At 61.9% G+C, this 15,683-nt stretch carries 10 protein-coding genes; 6 read left to right on the plus strand and 4 right to left on the minus strand.

What is annotated here, in order from left to right:
• Positions 1-43 precede the first annotated feature (43 nt).
• Together ACVTFQ_RS23630 and ACVTFQ_RS23635 are read right to left on the minus strand one after the other, a co-directional pair.
• Positions 44-565, minus strand: coding sequence for a DUF1269 domain-containing protein (locus ACVTFQ_RS23630; protein WP_113176980.1), 522 nt, complete (start codon positions 563-565; stop codon positions 44-46).
• Between the two features lie 140 nt (positions 566-705).
• The gene (locus tag ACVTFQ_RS23635) at positions 706-1,929 is read right to left on the minus strand and encodes an alpha/beta hydrolase (protein ID WP_470424025.1); all 1,224 of its coding nucleotides are present in this window, start codon (positions 1,927-1,929) and stop codon (positions 706-708) included.
• Between the two features lie 219 nt (positions 1,930-2,148).
• Between ACVTFQ_RS23635 and ACVTFQ_RS23640 the strand changes: the two genes are divergently transcribed.
• The 6 genes from ACVTFQ_RS23640 to ACVTFQ_RS23665 all read left to right on the plus strand — a co-directional run bounded on the left by ACVTFQ_RS23640 (position 2,149) and on the right by ACVTFQ_RS23665 (position 12,842).
• A complete protein-coding gene (locus ACVTFQ_RS23640; protein ID WP_113176982.1) occupies positions 2,149-3,978 on the plus strand; it encodes an SLC13 family permease in 1,830 nt (609 codons plus the stop codon).
• 108 nt (positions 3,979-4,086) lie between these two features.
• Positions 4,087-5,529: an amidohydrolase family protein gene (locus tag ACVTFQ_RS23645; protein ID WP_113176983.1), complete on the plus strand. Its 1,443-nt coding sequence runs from the start codon at positions 4,087-4,089 to the stop codon at positions 5,527-5,529.
• Between the two features lie 261 nt (positions 5,530-5,790).
• Positions 5,791-6,852 carry a helix-turn-helix domain-containing protein gene (locus ACVTFQ_RS23650; protein ID WP_470424026.1) on the plus strand — a complete coding sequence of 354 codons (1,062 nt, stop codon included), beginning with the start codon at positions 5,791-5,793 and terminating at the stop codon, positions 6,850-6,852.
• 378 nt (positions 6,853-7,230) lie between these two features.
• The gene (locus tag ACVTFQ_RS23655; protein ID WP_113176985.1) at positions 7,231-8,280 is read left to right on the plus strand and encodes a helix-turn-helix domain-containing protein; all 1,050 of its coding nucleotides are present in this window, start codon (positions 7,231-7,233) and stop codon (positions 8,278-8,280) included.
• Between the two features lie 381 nt (positions 8,281-8,661).
• Positions 8,662-9,699: an efflux RND transporter periplasmic adaptor subunit gene (locus ACVTFQ_RS23660; protein WP_470424027.1), complete on the plus strand. Its 1,038-nt coding sequence runs from the start codon at positions 8,662-8,664 to the stop codon at positions 9,697-9,699.
• Complete coding sequence (locus ACVTFQ_RS23665) at positions 9,696-12,842, plus strand: multidrug efflux RND transporter permease subunit (RefSeq protein WP_113176987.1); 3,147 nt, start codon at positions 9,696-9,698, stop codon at positions 12,840-12,842. Before ACVTFQ_RS23660 ends, ACVTFQ_RS23665 begins: the two co-directional genes overlap by 4 nt.
• Positions 12,843-12,889: 47 nt before the next feature.
• Here the strand turns inward: ACVTFQ_RS23665 and ACVTFQ_RS23670 are convergent, their stop codons facing one another.
• The gene (locus tag ACVTFQ_RS23670) at positions 12,890-13,870 is read right to left on the minus strand and encodes an urea transporter (RefSeq protein ID WP_113176988.1); all 981 of its coding nucleotides are present in this window, start codon (positions 13,868-13,870) and stop codon (positions 12,890-12,892) included.
• A gap of 102 nt (positions 13,871-13,972) precedes the next feature.
• On the minus strand, positions 13,973-15,676 hold the full coding sequence (ureC, locus tag ACVTFQ_RS23675) for an urease subunit alpha (protein ID WP_018897751.1): 1,704 nt from the start codon (positions 15,674-15,676) through the stop codon (positions 13,973-13,975).
• Between the last annotated feature and the right edge of the window lie 7 nt (positions 15,677-15,683).

Genomic DNA, 15,683 nt, shown 5'->3' on the forward strand with positions numbered 1-15,683 from the left:
TCCAAGATACCGGTATCGATGAACCCTCCCATACATGGAGGCGTTACGAGGTCGCCACTGGCGCCGTCTCCGCTTCAGCTTGGGCGGCGGACAGGGCTTCGCGCAATTCGGCTTCCCTGGTCTCGTCGAAGGACGTCTGCAGAAGCTCACCGCCAATGCCCCTGAGATCAGCCAGCACCTTATCAGCAGTCATCTTGCGCACGAGCAGGAAGAGCCCTGCCGTGCCTGGCTGCAAGGCCGACGCCGCCTTCTTCATGAATTCGTCGTTAATCCCGACATCGCTGAGTTGGCCCGCAAGCGCACCGGAGGCAGCGCCCAGCGCCGTGCCGACCAGAGGCATCAGGAAAATCGCCCCGATCACCGTTCCCCATAGGGCGCCTGAGGCAGCACCACGTGCAGTGAGATTGACCATCTGATTGAGCTTGATCTGCGCCTTCTCGTTCTTCACGACGACGACGGCGTCTTCCAGCTCGATAAGATATTCCTGCTGCAGCGACAGCACCTTCTGTCGCACCTCTTCGGCCTTTGCTTCCGTTGGGAACCCGATGAAAATCAGATCGCTCATGTCCGCACCCTTTCGATGAAAAGTCGACCGTTGGCGATACCTACGCACGCGCCGCGACTACGCTAGCAATTGCCGCGGCAATAATGATGCGCGGCGAATCCCAATATTGCGCCGGTCGTCCCATTTTCTGTCTGGACGTCTCATTGGCTGGTCGCCATGTCGAAGATCAGTATCGGCGCGGCAACCGCAAAGGTCGCGGCGGCGCCGATAGCATCGACCGCCGTCGTGGGCCTTGCGACATCAGCGTCCGAGATTTGCTGCCCCTGCACCAGCCGATCGCCTATCAGCCGAACGGCCTCGGGGCTGGTCGCGAATAGCGCGTGATTGACCCGATCGCCCGAACTCAATGCGCTCAAATCCAGCACCGTGACGCCCTGCAAATCCGAGAGGGCCTGGCGATAGTCTTCCTGCGAAGGGTCGATGCCGCCAAGACGGGCATCTCCGCGCGCAATGAACCGCGACAAGCGCAGCGCCAAATCGTTGCGCGCGACGAAGATCGTGATCTTGGGCCGCTTCGGCCCCATATCCTCCACCTGCCGGCGAAAGACGCCGACATCCAGATCCGGGGACGCGAGGATGAGGCTCGAGACCTTGCTCGGCACGCCGCCCCGCCGCAGAGCGACCTGCCTGATCGCCTCGACCGTGAGCCATGCGCCCATGGAGTGCGCGAGCACCACCACCTCGTTGATCGATTGGCTGTCGATCGCTGCCTCAAGCAGATTCGCCAGATCCGATCGCGAGTAGGATGCGTTATCCAGGTCGCGCTTGTAATCGAGAAACCGTCCGCGCGACGGCCATGAAAAGAGGATCGGGACAGCATCCGCATCTGAATCGTGCACGAGTTGCGCAAAGCGAAAAACCGCGCGATCGAAGGTCGTGCTGTAGCCGTGCACGAAGACGAAGGCGCGCCGTTTGTGGGCGCCTGGAGCACGAAACGCGGCGGCGACATCTTCACGCTTGATCGGGGTTATCGATGTCGCGGCGAAGGTGCGTTCGGGATCGCCGGGAGACCGTCGCGGCAGCTCAAGCGTGCCGGCCTTTCGGTTTGGCGGAACTGAAATCCCGATCCGGGTGTAAGACACGGATGCGCCCCGCTCACCGCCGTAGAGCACCGCCGGATCCTCGACCGGTGCCCGTGTCGTCGCCGCGATGAGCGTGATGTGATCGGCGTCTTTTGCAGGGCGGGTTACGTTTAAAAGCCCCGCCTGCGGGCCGGCGCATGTCACAAGGCATGCGTTGAGAGCCAAAACCATGAGCAGCCGCCGCCAGCGCATCGTTATCTCGGCACGTCGGGGCGACGATGCGAGACCTTTTCGCCAATACACACGATTACCATAGCAAAAATGCTCTCCAAGCCCGATCATGCTCACCTGCTTCTAGGCCTCGCACGGGGTCAATAGCTCCAGCCACGAAATCGACCAGGCTAGGAATACTCCGGGACGCACAGCGTAGCTTCGGGACTCCCGGCTCATGACATCTAGTATCCCCCGGCTCATCCTGTGGGACGATTTCACATGCTCTGATTGGCCATCATTGCCTTTGAAATCACCTCAAGATCAGGTCTTCTCAAAGGGATAGTGGAATTGCGTCCGGTAGCCCTCGTTGCGATCATCGTCGCTACAGCGATCGTTCTCTTCGTGTGGGACAGGCTGCCAGTCGCGGTCGTAGCAATGCTGGTGTGCTTGTCCCTGTGGGCCTCGGGCGTCCTCAGTCTCGATCAGGCACTTGCGGGCTTCGGCGATCCTGTCGTCATCTTCATCGCGACGCTGTTCGTTGTCAGCTCGGCGCTCGAAATTACCGGCGTGACCGCCTGGATCGGCAAGCACCTGATCCGTGCAGCAGGCGAAAAGAGCCGCACCCGCTTTCTCGTTTTGATGATGAGCCTCGTGGCGATCCTGGCAATGTTTGTCGGGACGACCGGCGCCGTCGTGGCGCTGCTGCCCGTTGTCATCGTCATCGCGGTGCGCCTTGGTCGCATGTCCTCGCAACTTCTCATGCCGCTTGCTTTCGCAGCGCATGCGGGCTCCATGCTGGCGCTGACCGGCACCCCGGTGAATGTCCTTGTCTCCGACGCCGCCATCGATGCGGGTTTTGCCGGCTTTGGCTTCTTCGAATTCGCGCTGGTCGGACTTCCGCTGCTCCTCGGCAGCATGGCGATCATCGTCCTTCTTGGTAAGCACCTTTTGCCGCAACGAAATGGCGCAGCCATCCCCGCGGATTTCAGCCGGCACGCGCGGACGCTGGTCGAGCAATATGGGCTTGGCAATGACATCCACCGCCTGCGTATTCGCAACTCTTGTCAGTATGTCGGCAAAACGCCATCGACAATCGAGATCACGCATCACCAGGGGATGCAGCTGGTGGCAGTGCACGAGGGCGACACGGCCCGGCCGATCAGCAGGCCGCACATCGCGGAAGGCGATCATGTTCTCCTGCGTGGCGATGCCGATGTCGTCGCGAAGTTCGCGGCGGAGACGCACCTGGCCTTTCGCGAGCAGACAGGAGGCGCCGCCGACATCCTCTTCACGCACAAATCGGGACTGGCGGAGGTGGCGATCCCACCGCGATCGGGCCTGATAGGGCAGAACGTCTTTCCTGGCATGGTGACCGAGAGCGGTGACCTGATCGTCCTCGCCGTCCAGAAGGCAGGGGAGCCGGTAGGTGATGTCGACGCGAACAACCAAACCGGCGCGGTCGTGCTCGGCGCCGGCGATACGATGCTGCTGCAGGGAACCTGGAAGGCGCTGGACACGCGGCTCAGCGACCCGGATGTACTGACCGTCGGCTCCCCGGATCTGGTTCGCCGGCAAGCCGCGCCAATGGGCGGCGACGCAAAGTGGACCGCCGCGATCTCGGCTGCGATGATCCTCCTTCTCGCGACCGGCCTCGTACCGCCAGCGGTGGCAGGCTTGCTGGCAGCAGGAGCGATCCTTCTGTCGGGAATCCTGACAGCGGAGCAGTCCTATAATGCGATCGGCTGGTCGACGGTGGTGCTCGTCGCGGCGATGAAACCCCTCGGCACCGCGATGACGGAAACCGGCGCCGCGCAGCTGGCCGCCGATCACCTGCTCTATATCGTCGGGCAGAGCAGCCCGACGATGCTTCTCGCCGGCCTGTTTCTGCTGACCGCGGTGCTCGGACAATTCATCAGCAACATGGCGACCGCCTTGATCGCGATCCCGATTGGGGTTGCGGCAGCAGCCGGCATGGGCATTTCCCCACGTCCTGTGATGATGAGCATCGCCGTCGCGGCATCGGCAGCCTTCCTGACGCCGATAGCAGCGCCGGCGAACGCCTTGGTCATGGGTCCCGGCGGCTACACTTTCGGTGAGTATTGGAAACTCGGCTTGCCACTGCTCGCCTGGTTCTTCGTCGTTGCCGTCTTCATCGTTCCACTCATCTGGTCTTTCTAGGTCGAGAGCGATGCAATCGTGTTTTCTGCGCCCTCAAGGGCGTCACTACAGATCAAGTCGTGGCCACGCAGATCGGCCGCAACGCAAAGAAACTAGGGAGGAAAACCTATGCTGCGGATGGGAGAGAAGTATCGCCACCTTATTCACGATGCGGGCTGCGCCTGCTCGCATCCGGACCTGCAACGGGCCTCACGGCGGCTCGAAGCCTTCTCACGACGTGATCTCCTATCAGGCCTGGCCGCGACCGCCTTGGTCGGTGCCCTGCCCGCGCAGAGTCTCGCGCAGGCGACGGCCAAGCCGAGCACGACCCTCTTGAGAAACGCCCGTCTTTTCGACAGCAAGGCCGGCACGGTTGTCGACAACGTACAGGTGCTGATCAGCGACAACCAGATCGCCGATGTCGATCGCTCCCATGCGCCGCCGCCCGACGGCGCAACGGTTCTGGACTGCCGCAACGGCGTCATCATGCCGGGCCTGATCGACGCGCACTGGCACACGATTTTCGCGGCGGTACCGCTCAACCTGCTCCTCGGGGGGGACCCTGGCATCGTCTTCGCCGCCTCGACCGCCGAAGCGGAGCGCACGCTGATGCGCGGCTTCACGACAGTCCGCGATCTCGGCGGCCCGGTCTTTTCCTTCAAGCAAGCGATCGACGCCGGCCTTATTCCCGGGCCGCGGATCTATCCGTCCGGCGCCATGATCACCACCTCAGGCGGGCATGGCGACCTGCGCCTTCCCACCGAGATTCCGAGGGACGGAAACAGGCTGAGCAGCGGCGAACTCTTTGGAGGCGCTGCGATCGTCGACGGTGTAGCCGAATTGCAGCTTCGGGTACGCGAGCAGCTTCTGCAGGGCGCATCACAGGTGAAGATCGTCGGCGGCGGCGGCGTTTCATCGCCGCGCAGCCCGCTTGATATGATCACCTTCAGCGAGGACGAACTGCGCGCCGCGGCCAGCGTTGCTGCGGACTGGAACACCTATGTCGCCCTCCACGCCTACACCACCCGCGCCGTTCAACGCGCCTTGCGCGCGGGCGTGACCTGCATCGAGCACGCTCATCTGATCGACGAAGAAACCGCGATCATGATCGCCGAAAAGGGTGTCTGGCTGAGCACCCAGCCCTTCCTGACGATGGCGGACGCAGCCTCTCAAAGCGGACCGGGCGTCGAACGCGCCAAGCAGATCTTCCTCGGAACCCCGACGCTCTACCAATATGCGCGCAAGCACGGCATCAAGACCGCCTGGGGATCGGACGTGCTCTTTTCTCCGGAACTCGGACCACGGCAGAACATCATGCTGACCCATCTGAGCAACTGGTACAAGAACGCCGAGGTGCTGCAGATGGCGACATCAGGCAACGCCCAACTGCTCGAACTCTCCAACATGCGCAACCCTTATCCAGGCAAGCTCGGCGTCATCGAGAAAGGCGCTCTGGCGGACCTGGTGGTGGTCGATGGCAATCCGATGGAAGACCTGGCCCTGGTCGAAAACCCGCAAAAGAATTTCCTAGCGATCATGAAGGATGGGCGGTTGCACAAGAACACCCTTTAACACAGCGGACCTTTCACGGCGGGGCAGCCAGATCCCAGCTCCCCCACATCCGGAAACACGTTAACCGGGAAAATGGACGCGCTTTGCGTCTTCCTTTTACATAGCAAGAATTGTATTAGTGATCTTCGCTTTAGGTTTACCTTCTGCACACAGTCAACATTGCCGTCATGGTGCAAATCAGCTTCCCTCCGAGTGCACCACCGCCTGCGTCGATACTGGTCACTTCATGCTTGCTTAGTCTTGTGTTCAAGGAGCGACATCATGAATGCACGGGTAGAATTGGGGTCGACATCCGCCGCGGCTTTCGCGGACGAACCACTGAGATGCGCAATCGAATGTGATACCGCTGGCGCTCGCGCGCCGGAACGGTTCGAACTTTTCCGAAACTGGCATTCGTCCATCCTCGATGTCGGCCTGAAGAGCGGCGAAACCATTACCTTTGAGGCGACGGAGAAAATCTGGCAGCTCGGCGATATCGCCTTTGCCGTCATCGATGCGTCTCCCGACCATCTCCTGCGTTGGGAGCACAAGAAAAAGCCGGCCGTCGACAATTGGGTCGTCAGCGTCAAAAACAGCCGCGCATCGAGCATCGTCGATCTCACCTCCCGGCGAAAGCTTGGCATAACGAACCTTACGGCGCCGCATGCCTGCGAAAGCGAGGGGCGGTTGATCGCGCTCTTTTTGCCGTACGACACGGTTGACGCCTGCCTCGACCCCGAGATCGCGGACGAAGACGCCCAATTCCTCGCCGACTATCTGATCCTGCTGCATCACAATCTCACTCACCTGCGCCGAAGCAACGTTGCGAGGGTCGCCGAAGCGACCATACACATGCTCGCAGCCGTGCTCGCGCCGTCTCACGACAAGCTGGCGCAGGCACAGGCGCCCATCGATGCAGTGATAACGACCCGCGCCATCAGGGAGATCGATGCCAAGCTTGCTGACCCGGGCCTGAGCCCGGAGTATCTGTGCAAGAATGTCGGCGTATCGCGCTCGCGCCTCTACCGGATTTTCGAACCGGCGGGCGGAATCTCCAACTATATCCGCCGAAAACGCCTGCTTGAGACGCGCCGTGCGCTGGCCGATAGCGCCAATGTGCACTCGATCGCCCAGATTGCGGAGAATATGGGCTTTACCGATCCATCGACCTACAGCCGCATGTTCAAGCGCGAATTCGGCCTGTCGCCGAAGGAAGTGCGGGCGCTGGGCTGGCAGGGAATGCTGCATCCGGGCTCGCTCAAGATGGATCCGGCAGGCGACAGCAACCCCACATTGAATACACTACTCATCAGCAACTCTCTTGGCATGTCGATGAGCAACTGAGGATTTTGGCGAGATTTCGTTCATTCCGCTTGGTAGGTCGAAAATGGACACTCTGCACAGGATTGGGATGGAATGCATATATTCAAACCCGAACATATGAATAGAGTTGCGTGATATCGACACGCAATTGCAACCACTAATGTCCTGCCTCAACTCTGCTTTCTAAGTTCGACCAACGTGCTTTCCCGTTCCTCTCGGCCAGCGCCTTGTTGCTGATGAGCCGACGCTTCGTGATCGCCATCGAACAAGGAGTAATGCTTATGAAAGCCGCAAGCACATCGGCGATCCGCCACACCGTGCATGTAAGCGCGCGCGACATCCTCCCCTCCGGGCAGCCAACCTTCTGTCAGACATAGATGCTCAACAGCAGGATGGATCATGCAACAGGACAACAACATCGCCGGCAAGGACGAGGGCCAAGCTCGCCTCACATGCGTCGTCGACATCGACACATCCGCCGCGCCGCCCGCCGAACAGTTTGATCTCTACCGATCCTGGAATGCCAACCTCGGCGATGTCACGCTGCTGCGTGAAAAGTTCAATTCCTTCAATGCGCATCAGCAGGTCTGGCAGCTCGGAAGCCTTGCGCTGATGTCCCTGGATTACCGGGGCACCGGTTATCGCCGCCGGTGGACCAACAAGAAGGATCCCGTTTTCGATCATTGGATCCTTAGCGTCCCGCTGACGGTTCCAGACAATGGCGGCCCGGGTGTCCCCGGCCAACTTCACTGGCATTGCCTTGCCGCGCCCTACGAGGCGGAAGGCGAGGATGACGGCGCGCTTGCGCTGCTGCTTCCCCGCGATTTCGCGTTCTCGCAGCCCTTTGACCTCGCCATTCGCCCCGAGATGGCAGCGCTGATCGTGGATTACCTTCAGCTTCTCCATCGCTCGCTTCCCAACAGAATGGCGCGCGATGCCGAACATATCGCGGTCGCGACGACCACATTGCTCGCCGCCTGCCTTGCGCCATCGCGTGATCACCTCGTCGAAGCCGAAGGACCGATCAACGGCGTGATCATGGCGCGCGCCAAGAAGCTCATTGCCGCGCAGCTTGCCAAGCGCGATCTATCGCCGGAAAAGTTGTGCCGCGATCTGAATATCTCGCGGTCCCGGCTCTATCGAATTTTCGAGCCAAGCGGCGGCATTTCCAACTACATCCGGCGCCAGCGCCTGCTGCGCACCAGGGACATCCTTTCCGATGACAAGGACAGGCGCTCCATCTCGCTGATTGCCGAGGAATGGGGCTTCATGGACCCATCGACATACAGCCGAACCTTCCGGCGCGAGTTCGGGATGACGCCGAAGGAAGCCCGCGAGACGGGATGGCTGCGGACCAACGAGGCGCCGAGGCTTTCCGCCGCCCATTTCGCCGCCGGCCCGCCTTGGAGCTTTCTGCTGGCGAGCGGCGATATAGCGAACCTCTCCTAACAGCCCATGGGAAGATCCTTACAAGCCCCGCCGGACCGCTCGCGGCACCGTCCGCGTTTGTGACAGCGTGGCTACTTGCTCGTGGCTGTGCAGTTTATCCCAGCGTCGTGCACAGTATCCATTTCTGCGACAATGAGCGCGAAACCACTGTTTAAGCGGCATTTTCCGCTTTCCGGGCCATGCCCTGCAGAAATAAGCTTCGAGCGCTGCCGTCGGAGCGGAAGGTCTGAACTCGCGTTCCATCCACCGCTTCGGCCATGGCCATTGACGCTTTCAGGAGTGTGACGGATGGGAATTCCTGGCAGATTTTCTGGTTTCTTTCTCGCCTCGTTCATCGCAGCCTCGCATTCAATAACGGCACAGGCACAGGATGTGCCGAAAGTGGCGACAATCACCGTTGCAGTCGAAGACGTTTCGCCGAAGCATGAGTTCGTAGGGCGCGTGGAAGCGCTCAATGCCGTCGACATCCGCTCCCGGATCGATGGCTTCGTCGATCAGCGGCTGTTCGAGGAAGGTGCCGTCGTCGAGGAAGGCCAGGAGCTCTTCAAGATCGACAGCCGGGCGCTTGAGATCGCTTTGGCCGACACCAATGCCAACCTTGCCCGCGCCAAGGCGACGCTCCTTGATGCCGAACGCCAGATGGTGCGCAACCAGTCCCTCAACCAGACCGTTGCGCGCGCAACGATCGAACAGAGCGAAACCGCGCGGGACACAGCCGCAGCCAACCTGCAATCGGCCGAAGCGGCCGTCAAGCAGGCCGAGCTTAATCTCAGCTACAGCCGCATCGTGGCGCCCTTGAAGGGCCGGATCGGAGCAGCCGCCTTCTCCCCCGGCAGCTTCGTCACCACCGCCTCGCCCGCATTGGCGCGTGTCGTGCAGATGGATCCCGTGAGGGTGGTCTTTTCAGTCAGTGACCGCTCATTGCTGGATCTGCGCGAAGCGGCCGGCAATGTCAGCAAGGATGAGCTGGCCCAGCGCTACCAGACGCGTCTGAGGCTCTCCAACGGACAAATCTATCCACAAAACGCACCCATCGCCTTCCTCGGAAACGAGGTGGATGATGGCACCGGGACTCTTGCCGTCCGCTCGGTCTTTCCAAACAGCGATTTCCTGCTGATCCCGGGCCAGTTCGTCACCGTCGTCGTATCCGAGACCGCGCGGAAGGAACTGCCCACGGTTCCGCTGGGGGCGGTGCAACAGGACCGCGAGGGCAAGTACGTCATGCTGGTGACACCTGACAAAAAAGCCGAGGAGCGCAGGATCAGCGTCTCCGAGCAGCGAGAGGGAAGCTGGATCGTCGAGGACGGACTGAAGGGTGGTGAAAGCGTCATCATCGAAGGGCTTCAGAACGTCGCCGCGGGGACCACGGTCGAAATCATCGAGGACAAGAACGCGTCCCAGCCGGCGGTGGCGAAATGAATATTTCCGCTCCCTTCATCGGTCGGCCGCGCTTCGCCATGGTGATCGCGGTCGTCATGCTTATCGCCGGCACGGTGGCACTCCTGCAGATCCCGGTCGCGCAGTTCCCGCAGATCACGCCGCCGGAAGTGCAGGTCACCGCCAGTTACCCAGGTGCCAATGCGCAGGTGATGACCGACAGCGTCGGCGCGCCGATCGAAGAGCAGGTCAACGGCGTGGAAGGCATGATGTACATGTCCTCCTCGAGCTCCGACAACGGCACCTACAGCCTGACCGTCACCTTCGAAGCAGGCACCGATCCCGCGATTGCCCAAGTCAATGTCCAGAACCGCCTCGCGCTCGCGACCCCCCGCCTGCCGGCCGCAGTAACGCAGGCGGGCGTAACGGTGCGCAGCCGATCGTCCAGCATGCTGCTCGGCCTTGCACTCTATTCGCCGAAAGGCACCCGCGACGAAGTCTTCATCAGCAACTATGCGACGATCAACATTCGCGACGCCATCTCCCGCCTTCCCGGCGTTGGCGAAGCCGCCGTGTTCGGGCCGACCTACAGCATGCGCATCTGGATGATGCCTGATCGCATGGAAGCGCTGGGCGTCACGGCGGCCGATCTCATGACCGTCATCCGGGCGCAGAATGCCCAGGCCTCTGCCGGGCAGATCGGCTCGCCTCCGGCGATGACCGGGCAGCAGCTGCAGCTCACGGTGACGGCGCGTGGACGGCTTGCGGATGCCGCCGAGTTCGGAGATATCATCGTTCGCAGCAATCGCGATGGGGGCGTTGTCCGGCTACGCGATGTCGCCCGCGTGGAGCTCGGCGCCCAGTCCTACGACACGGCTTCTACGCTGAACGGCCGTCCCAGCGCCACCGTCGTCGTCTATCAGGCATCCGATGCGAACGCGCTTGCGGTATCGAACGCCGTGCTTGCCGAAGTCGAGCGGCTCTCGAAGCAGTTCCCCGACGATGTCGCCTATACGCTGGTCTTCGACACGACCTCTTTCGTGCGCGAAACCATCCGCGAGATCTTCGTGACGCTCGCCATCACCTTCGTGCTCGTCGTGGCCGTCGTCTACGCGTTCTTGCAAGACTGGCGAGCCACCGTCATCCCGACGCTGACCATCCCGGTCTCCCTGATCGGCGGCTTCGCCGTTCTTTACGTTCTCGGCTATTCGGCGAACACGATCACCCTCTTTGCCGTCATCCTGGCGATCAGTCTCGTTGTCGACGACGCCATCATTGTCGTGGAGAACGCCCAGCGACTGATGAGCGAAAAGGCGATGGATATACGAGCCGCGACGCTCGCCACCATGCAGCAGGTCACCGGACCGATCGTCGCGACCACACTGGTTCTCGCAGCACTCTTCGTCCCGGTAGCCTTCCTGGCCGGCATCACCGGAGAACTCTACCGCCAGTTTGCCGTCACTATCCTCGTGACAGTGGTGTTTTCGACCATCAACGCACTCACACTAAGCCCGGCGCTCTGCGTGCTCATCCTGAGGCCGGCACCTGAACGCAAGACGGGCCTTTTCGGCCGGATGAACAACGGCCTGGAGGCGTCCCGCCGCTTCTACCTCAGCATGTTTATGATGCTTGCCCGGCGTCTCGTGCTTGCCGGCGTGCTGTTCGTCGCCGTTATCGGCGGCATCTACGGTTTTTACCGCGTTCTCCCTACCGGCTTCGTGCCGGCAGAGGATCAGGGATACCTGTTCATGAACGTGCAGCTTCCGAACGCCGCCTCGCTGGAGAGAACGCAGCAGACGATCGCGCAAGTCAGCGCGCTCCTGCAGCAGACGCCTGGGATCGCCAATACGATCGGCATCGCCGGCGTCAGCATGGTGGGCGGCGGCGGATCGAACAGCGGCATGATCATCTCCGCGCTGGAGCCATGGAGCGAGCGCCCAGCCGACCAGAGCGCCTTCGCGCTCATCGCCAAGCTGCGCCCGCAACTGGCGGCCATCTCGACGGCATCGATCGTGCCTTTTAACCCACCGGCTATCCCCGGCCTCGGCACGACTGGCGGCTTCGACTTCCGCCTTCAGGCGCGCGCCGGCCAGAGCCAGCAGGCTCTCGCCGAGGTCATGCGCGACCTGATTATCCAGGCAAACCGAACACCCGGCCTTGCCGGCGTCTTCAGCACCTTCTCCGCCGACGTGCCGCAGGTTTATCTCGACATCGACCGAAAGCGGGCCGACCTCTACGGCGTCTCACCAGCGGCGATCTTCAGCACGTTGCAGGCCCATCTCGGATCGGCCTATGTCGATGACTTCAACATCTTCTCTAGGGTGTACCAAGTACGGCTACAGGACGAGCCGGCCTATCGCCAGCGCATCGACGACATCCAGCGCTTGCGCGTGCGCAGCCAGTCCGGCGAGCTCGTTCCGCTGCAGAGCATGATCTCTATTCAGACGATCTATGGGCCGAGCTCGGTCAACCGCTACAACCTGTTTTCATCTGCCTCGATCAACGGCCAGGCGGCCGCCGGCACCAGTTCCGGCCAGGCACTTACGATCATGGGCAACCTCGCCAATGAAACCATGCCTGACGGCTTCGGCTTCGAATGGACCGGGCTCGCGCTTCAGGAGCAGCAATCGGGCAACGAGACCGTGATCATTCTGATCGCCGGCATCGTCTTCACCTATCTCTTCCTCGTTGCGCAATATGAAAGCTGGAGCGTGCCCGTTGCCGTCATGCTGTCGGTCACGGTCGCGGTGGTCGGCGCACTGGGCGCGCTCGTCATCGGCGGGATCGATCTCAACATCTACGCGCAGATCGGCATGCTGTTGCTGATCGGCCTTGCGGCCAAGAATGCGATCCTGATCGTCGAATTCGCCAAGGAGCGTCGCGAGGAGGGCATGAGCACGCTTGAGGCGGCCTCCGAAGCGACGTCCCAACGCTTCAGGCCCGTGCTGATGACAGCACTCGCCTCGATCTTGGGTGTCGTGCCGCTGGTGGTCGCAACCGGCGCCGGAGCGGGAAGCCGCCAGGCGATCGGCGCCACCGTTCTTGGGGGTCTGCTTCTCGGCACGGTTCTCGGGCTGGTCGTGATCCCGGTTCTCTACCTGGTCGTTCAGAGCCTTCGCGAAACACTCAAGCAACGGCTCTTCGGTGTCGAACCCGATCCGGTGACCAACGTCGCTGCGGAATAGGTGCTTGCGCCGGCTCTATCCGGCTCGGCTGTGCTCGGAGCAGCGGGCTACTCCGCGGATGCCGGCTCAAGCGCCTTGAACGCGCCCTGCCCCAAGAGCATCAGCCAGGTGACCAGCACGAAGGTGGAGGTCAGGACCGGCATTGCGATCGGTGTAAGGAAAATCGCGACCGAGGCCCAGAGCCAGCTGGAGATGACGGCGCCGAAGACCGCATAAATCAGGCTGCGCCAATTGAAGGCGAGGAAGACACCACACAGCGCCATCGCTGTGAGAGCGGAGTTGTAGCCGAAGAGACCATCGCGAACCGCGCCCTCCGGACCGCCATAAACGGCCGCCACCAGCGTGCCGACCACAGCACCAAGCAGGCCCATCGCGGCGCTGATGCGGGAATTCAGGGCGATGGCGACTATGATGAGGTAGCCGGAAATCCAGTTGTCCTGGAAGAATATCTGCCCGATCGAGGTCCCTATCCCCTCGTACCAGGTCGCAAAGACATAGGGGACCGTATCGGAAAACTGCTCGGGCGAGACAGGCTTTGCCATCGGCCCCGCATCGATCGCGTCGAATTTCAGCACCGCGAATAGAAACAGCCATCCGACGAGAACGAAAGGCATCGTCAGAGGCGCGGTCTTGTAGGGTGCCAGAACCGCGCCCATGCTGGCAAAAGCCATGGTCGTGAAGGCGGCGGCGCAGACGAGATAGACGACCATGGCGACCGACGGGATGGCGCCCGTGCGAAAATCCTCGCTGGTGAAGGCGACGAGCGCCAGGCCGACCAGCGCGCCATTGAAGCCATATAGCCCGTCACGCATCACCGCCCTGTCGGCCTTCAGAACAAGCGCGGTCGCGGTGCTGGCGATGACGCCGAGCACGCAGATCGCGGCATAGATCCATGAGTTCCAGGCAAGTGCCACGATGATGACAAGTCCCGACAGCGGATTGTTCTGGAAGACGACCTGGCCAACGCCGCGCAACGACCAATCCACGAAGAACAAGGATGGATGATCACCGAAACGATCCAAATTCATTGATCTCTGCTCCTTGGCTCGGCCTGGAAGAGACAGCGTGCCTCGTTCCCGCGGCGTGTTGGTCCGGCCCGGGCGCGACCTCACGCCCGGGCTTTTCTGCGGCTAGAAAAGGAAATATCGCTGCGACATCGGCAACACATCCGCCGGCTCACAGGTGATCAGCTGGCCATCGACGCGGACATTATAGTTCTGCGGATCGACCTCCAGTTTCGGCGTCAGATTGTTGTGCACCATGTCCTTCTTGCGCACCGTCCGCGTGCCTTTCACGGCAGCGAGCTGCTTGGAGAGCTTCAGCTTCTCGCCGATCCCATCGTCGAGTGCCGCCTGCGAGACGAAGGTGACCCCCGTCGAGCCGAGCGCCCTGCCGAGCACACCGTACATCGGACGATAGTGCACCGGCTGCGGCGTCGAGATCGATGCGTTGGGATCGCCCATCGGAGCGATCGCGATCATGCCGCCGATGAGAACCAGTTGCGGCTTGATGCCGAAGAAGGCCGGCTTCCAGAGCACCAGATCGGCGCGCTTGCCGACCTGAATGGAGCCGATCTGGTCGGCGAACCCATGTGTCAGGGCCGGGTTGATCGTGTATTTGGCGACATAACGCTTCACGCGAAAGTTGTCGTTCCGGCCGCTATCCTCGGGCAGCGGACCGCGCTGCACCTTCATCTTGTGCGCCGTCTGCCAGCAGCGCAGCGTTGTCTCGCCGATACGGCCCATCGCCTGAGAGTCCGACGACATCATCGAGAACACACCGAGATCATGAAGAATGTCTTCGGCCGCGATCGTCTCGCGCCGAATGCGCGATTCCGCGAATGCGACGTCCTCCGGGATCTGGGGGCTGAGGTGGTGGCAGACCATCAGCATGTCGAGATGCTCGTCGACGGTGTTGATCGTATAGGGTCTCGTCGGGTTGGTGGACGATGGCAGCACATTCTCCTCGCCCGCCGCCGTGATGATATCAGGCGCGTGGCCGCCGCCGGCGCCCTCGGTGTGGAAGCTGTGGATCGTGCGTCCCTTCATGGCCGCGAAGGTGTCGCGAACGAAACCGCTTTCGTTCAGCGTATCGCTGTGCAACGCCACCTGCACGTCCATCTCGTCGGCCACCGTCAGGCAATTGTCGATCGCCGCCGGCGTCGTGCCCCAGTCCTCGTGAAGCTTCAGTCCGACCACACCGGCGCGCACCTGTTCGCGCAGCGGATCGGGCAGGCTGATATTGCCCTTTCCGAGCAACCCGACGTTGATCGGCAGCGCTTCCGCCGCTTCCAGCATGCGGTGGATCGCCCATGGGCCGGCTGTCACGGTGGTCGCAAGCGTGCCGACAGTCGGGCCGGCGCCGCCGCCGACAAGCGTCGTCGTGCCGCTCGCAAGCGCTTCATCCGCCTGCTGCGGCGCGATGAAGTGAATATGCGTGTCGATCCCGCCGGCGGTGAGGATCTTGCCCTCGCCCGCGATCACATCCGTCGCACCGCCGACCACGATGTTGACGCCCGGCTGGATATCGGGATTGCCCGATTTACCGATCCCGGAGATGCGTCCGTTCTTGATGCCGACATCGGCTTTGATGATACCCCAGTGGTCGATGATGATGACATTGGTGATGACGACGTCGGCGACCTCGGCGTAGGGGCGCTGCCCCTGCCCCATGCCGTCGCGGATCACCTTCCCGCCGCCGAAGGTCACTTCTTCGCCGTAAACCGTGCGGTCTTCCTCGATCTCGATGACGAGCTCGGTATCGGCCAACCGAAGCCTGTCGCCCTTGGTCGGGCCGTAGAGATCGGCATAGGTCTGCCTTGTGATCGTTGCCATCATAGCC

The sequence above is a fragment of the Rhizobium sp. O111 genome, assembly GCF_055616315.1.

What these genes read in the sequence shown, in the direction of transcription:
- ACVTFQ_RS23630 (WP_113176980.1), bottom strand. Translation starts at nt 565, where the DNA reads ATGAGCGATCTGATTTTCATCGGGTTCCCAACGGAAGCAAAGGCCGAA.
- ureC (WP_018897751.1), bottom strand. Translation starts at nt 15,676, where the DNA reads ATGGCAACGATCACAAGGCAGACCTATGCCGATCTCTACGGCCCGACC.
- ACVTFQ_RS23665 (WP_113176987.1), top strand. Translation starts at nt 9,696, where the DNA reads ATGAATATTTCCGCTCCCTTCATCGGTCGGCCGCGCTTCGCCATGGTG.
- ACVTFQ_RS23645 (WP_113176983.1), top strand. Translation starts at nt 4,087, where the DNA reads ATGCTGCGGATGGGAGAGAAGTATCGCCACCTTATTCACGATGCGGGC.
- ACVTFQ_RS23670 (WP_113176988.1), bottom strand. Translation starts at nt 13,870, where the DNA reads ATGAATTTGGATCGTTTCGGTGATCATCCATCCTTGTTCTTCGTGGAT.
- ACVTFQ_RS23650 (WP_470424026.1), top strand. Translation starts at nt 5,791, where the DNA reads ATGAATGCACGGGTAGAATTGGGGTCGACATCCGCCGCGGCTTTCGCG.
- ACVTFQ_RS23655 (WP_113176985.1), top strand. Translation starts at nt 7,231, where the DNA reads ATGCAACAGGACAACAACATCGCCGGCAAGGACGAGGGCCAAGCTCGC.
- ACVTFQ_RS23635 (WP_470424025.1), bottom strand. Translation starts at nt 1,929, where the DNA reads ATGATCGGGCTTGGAGAGCATTTTTGCTATGGTAATCGTGTGTATTGG.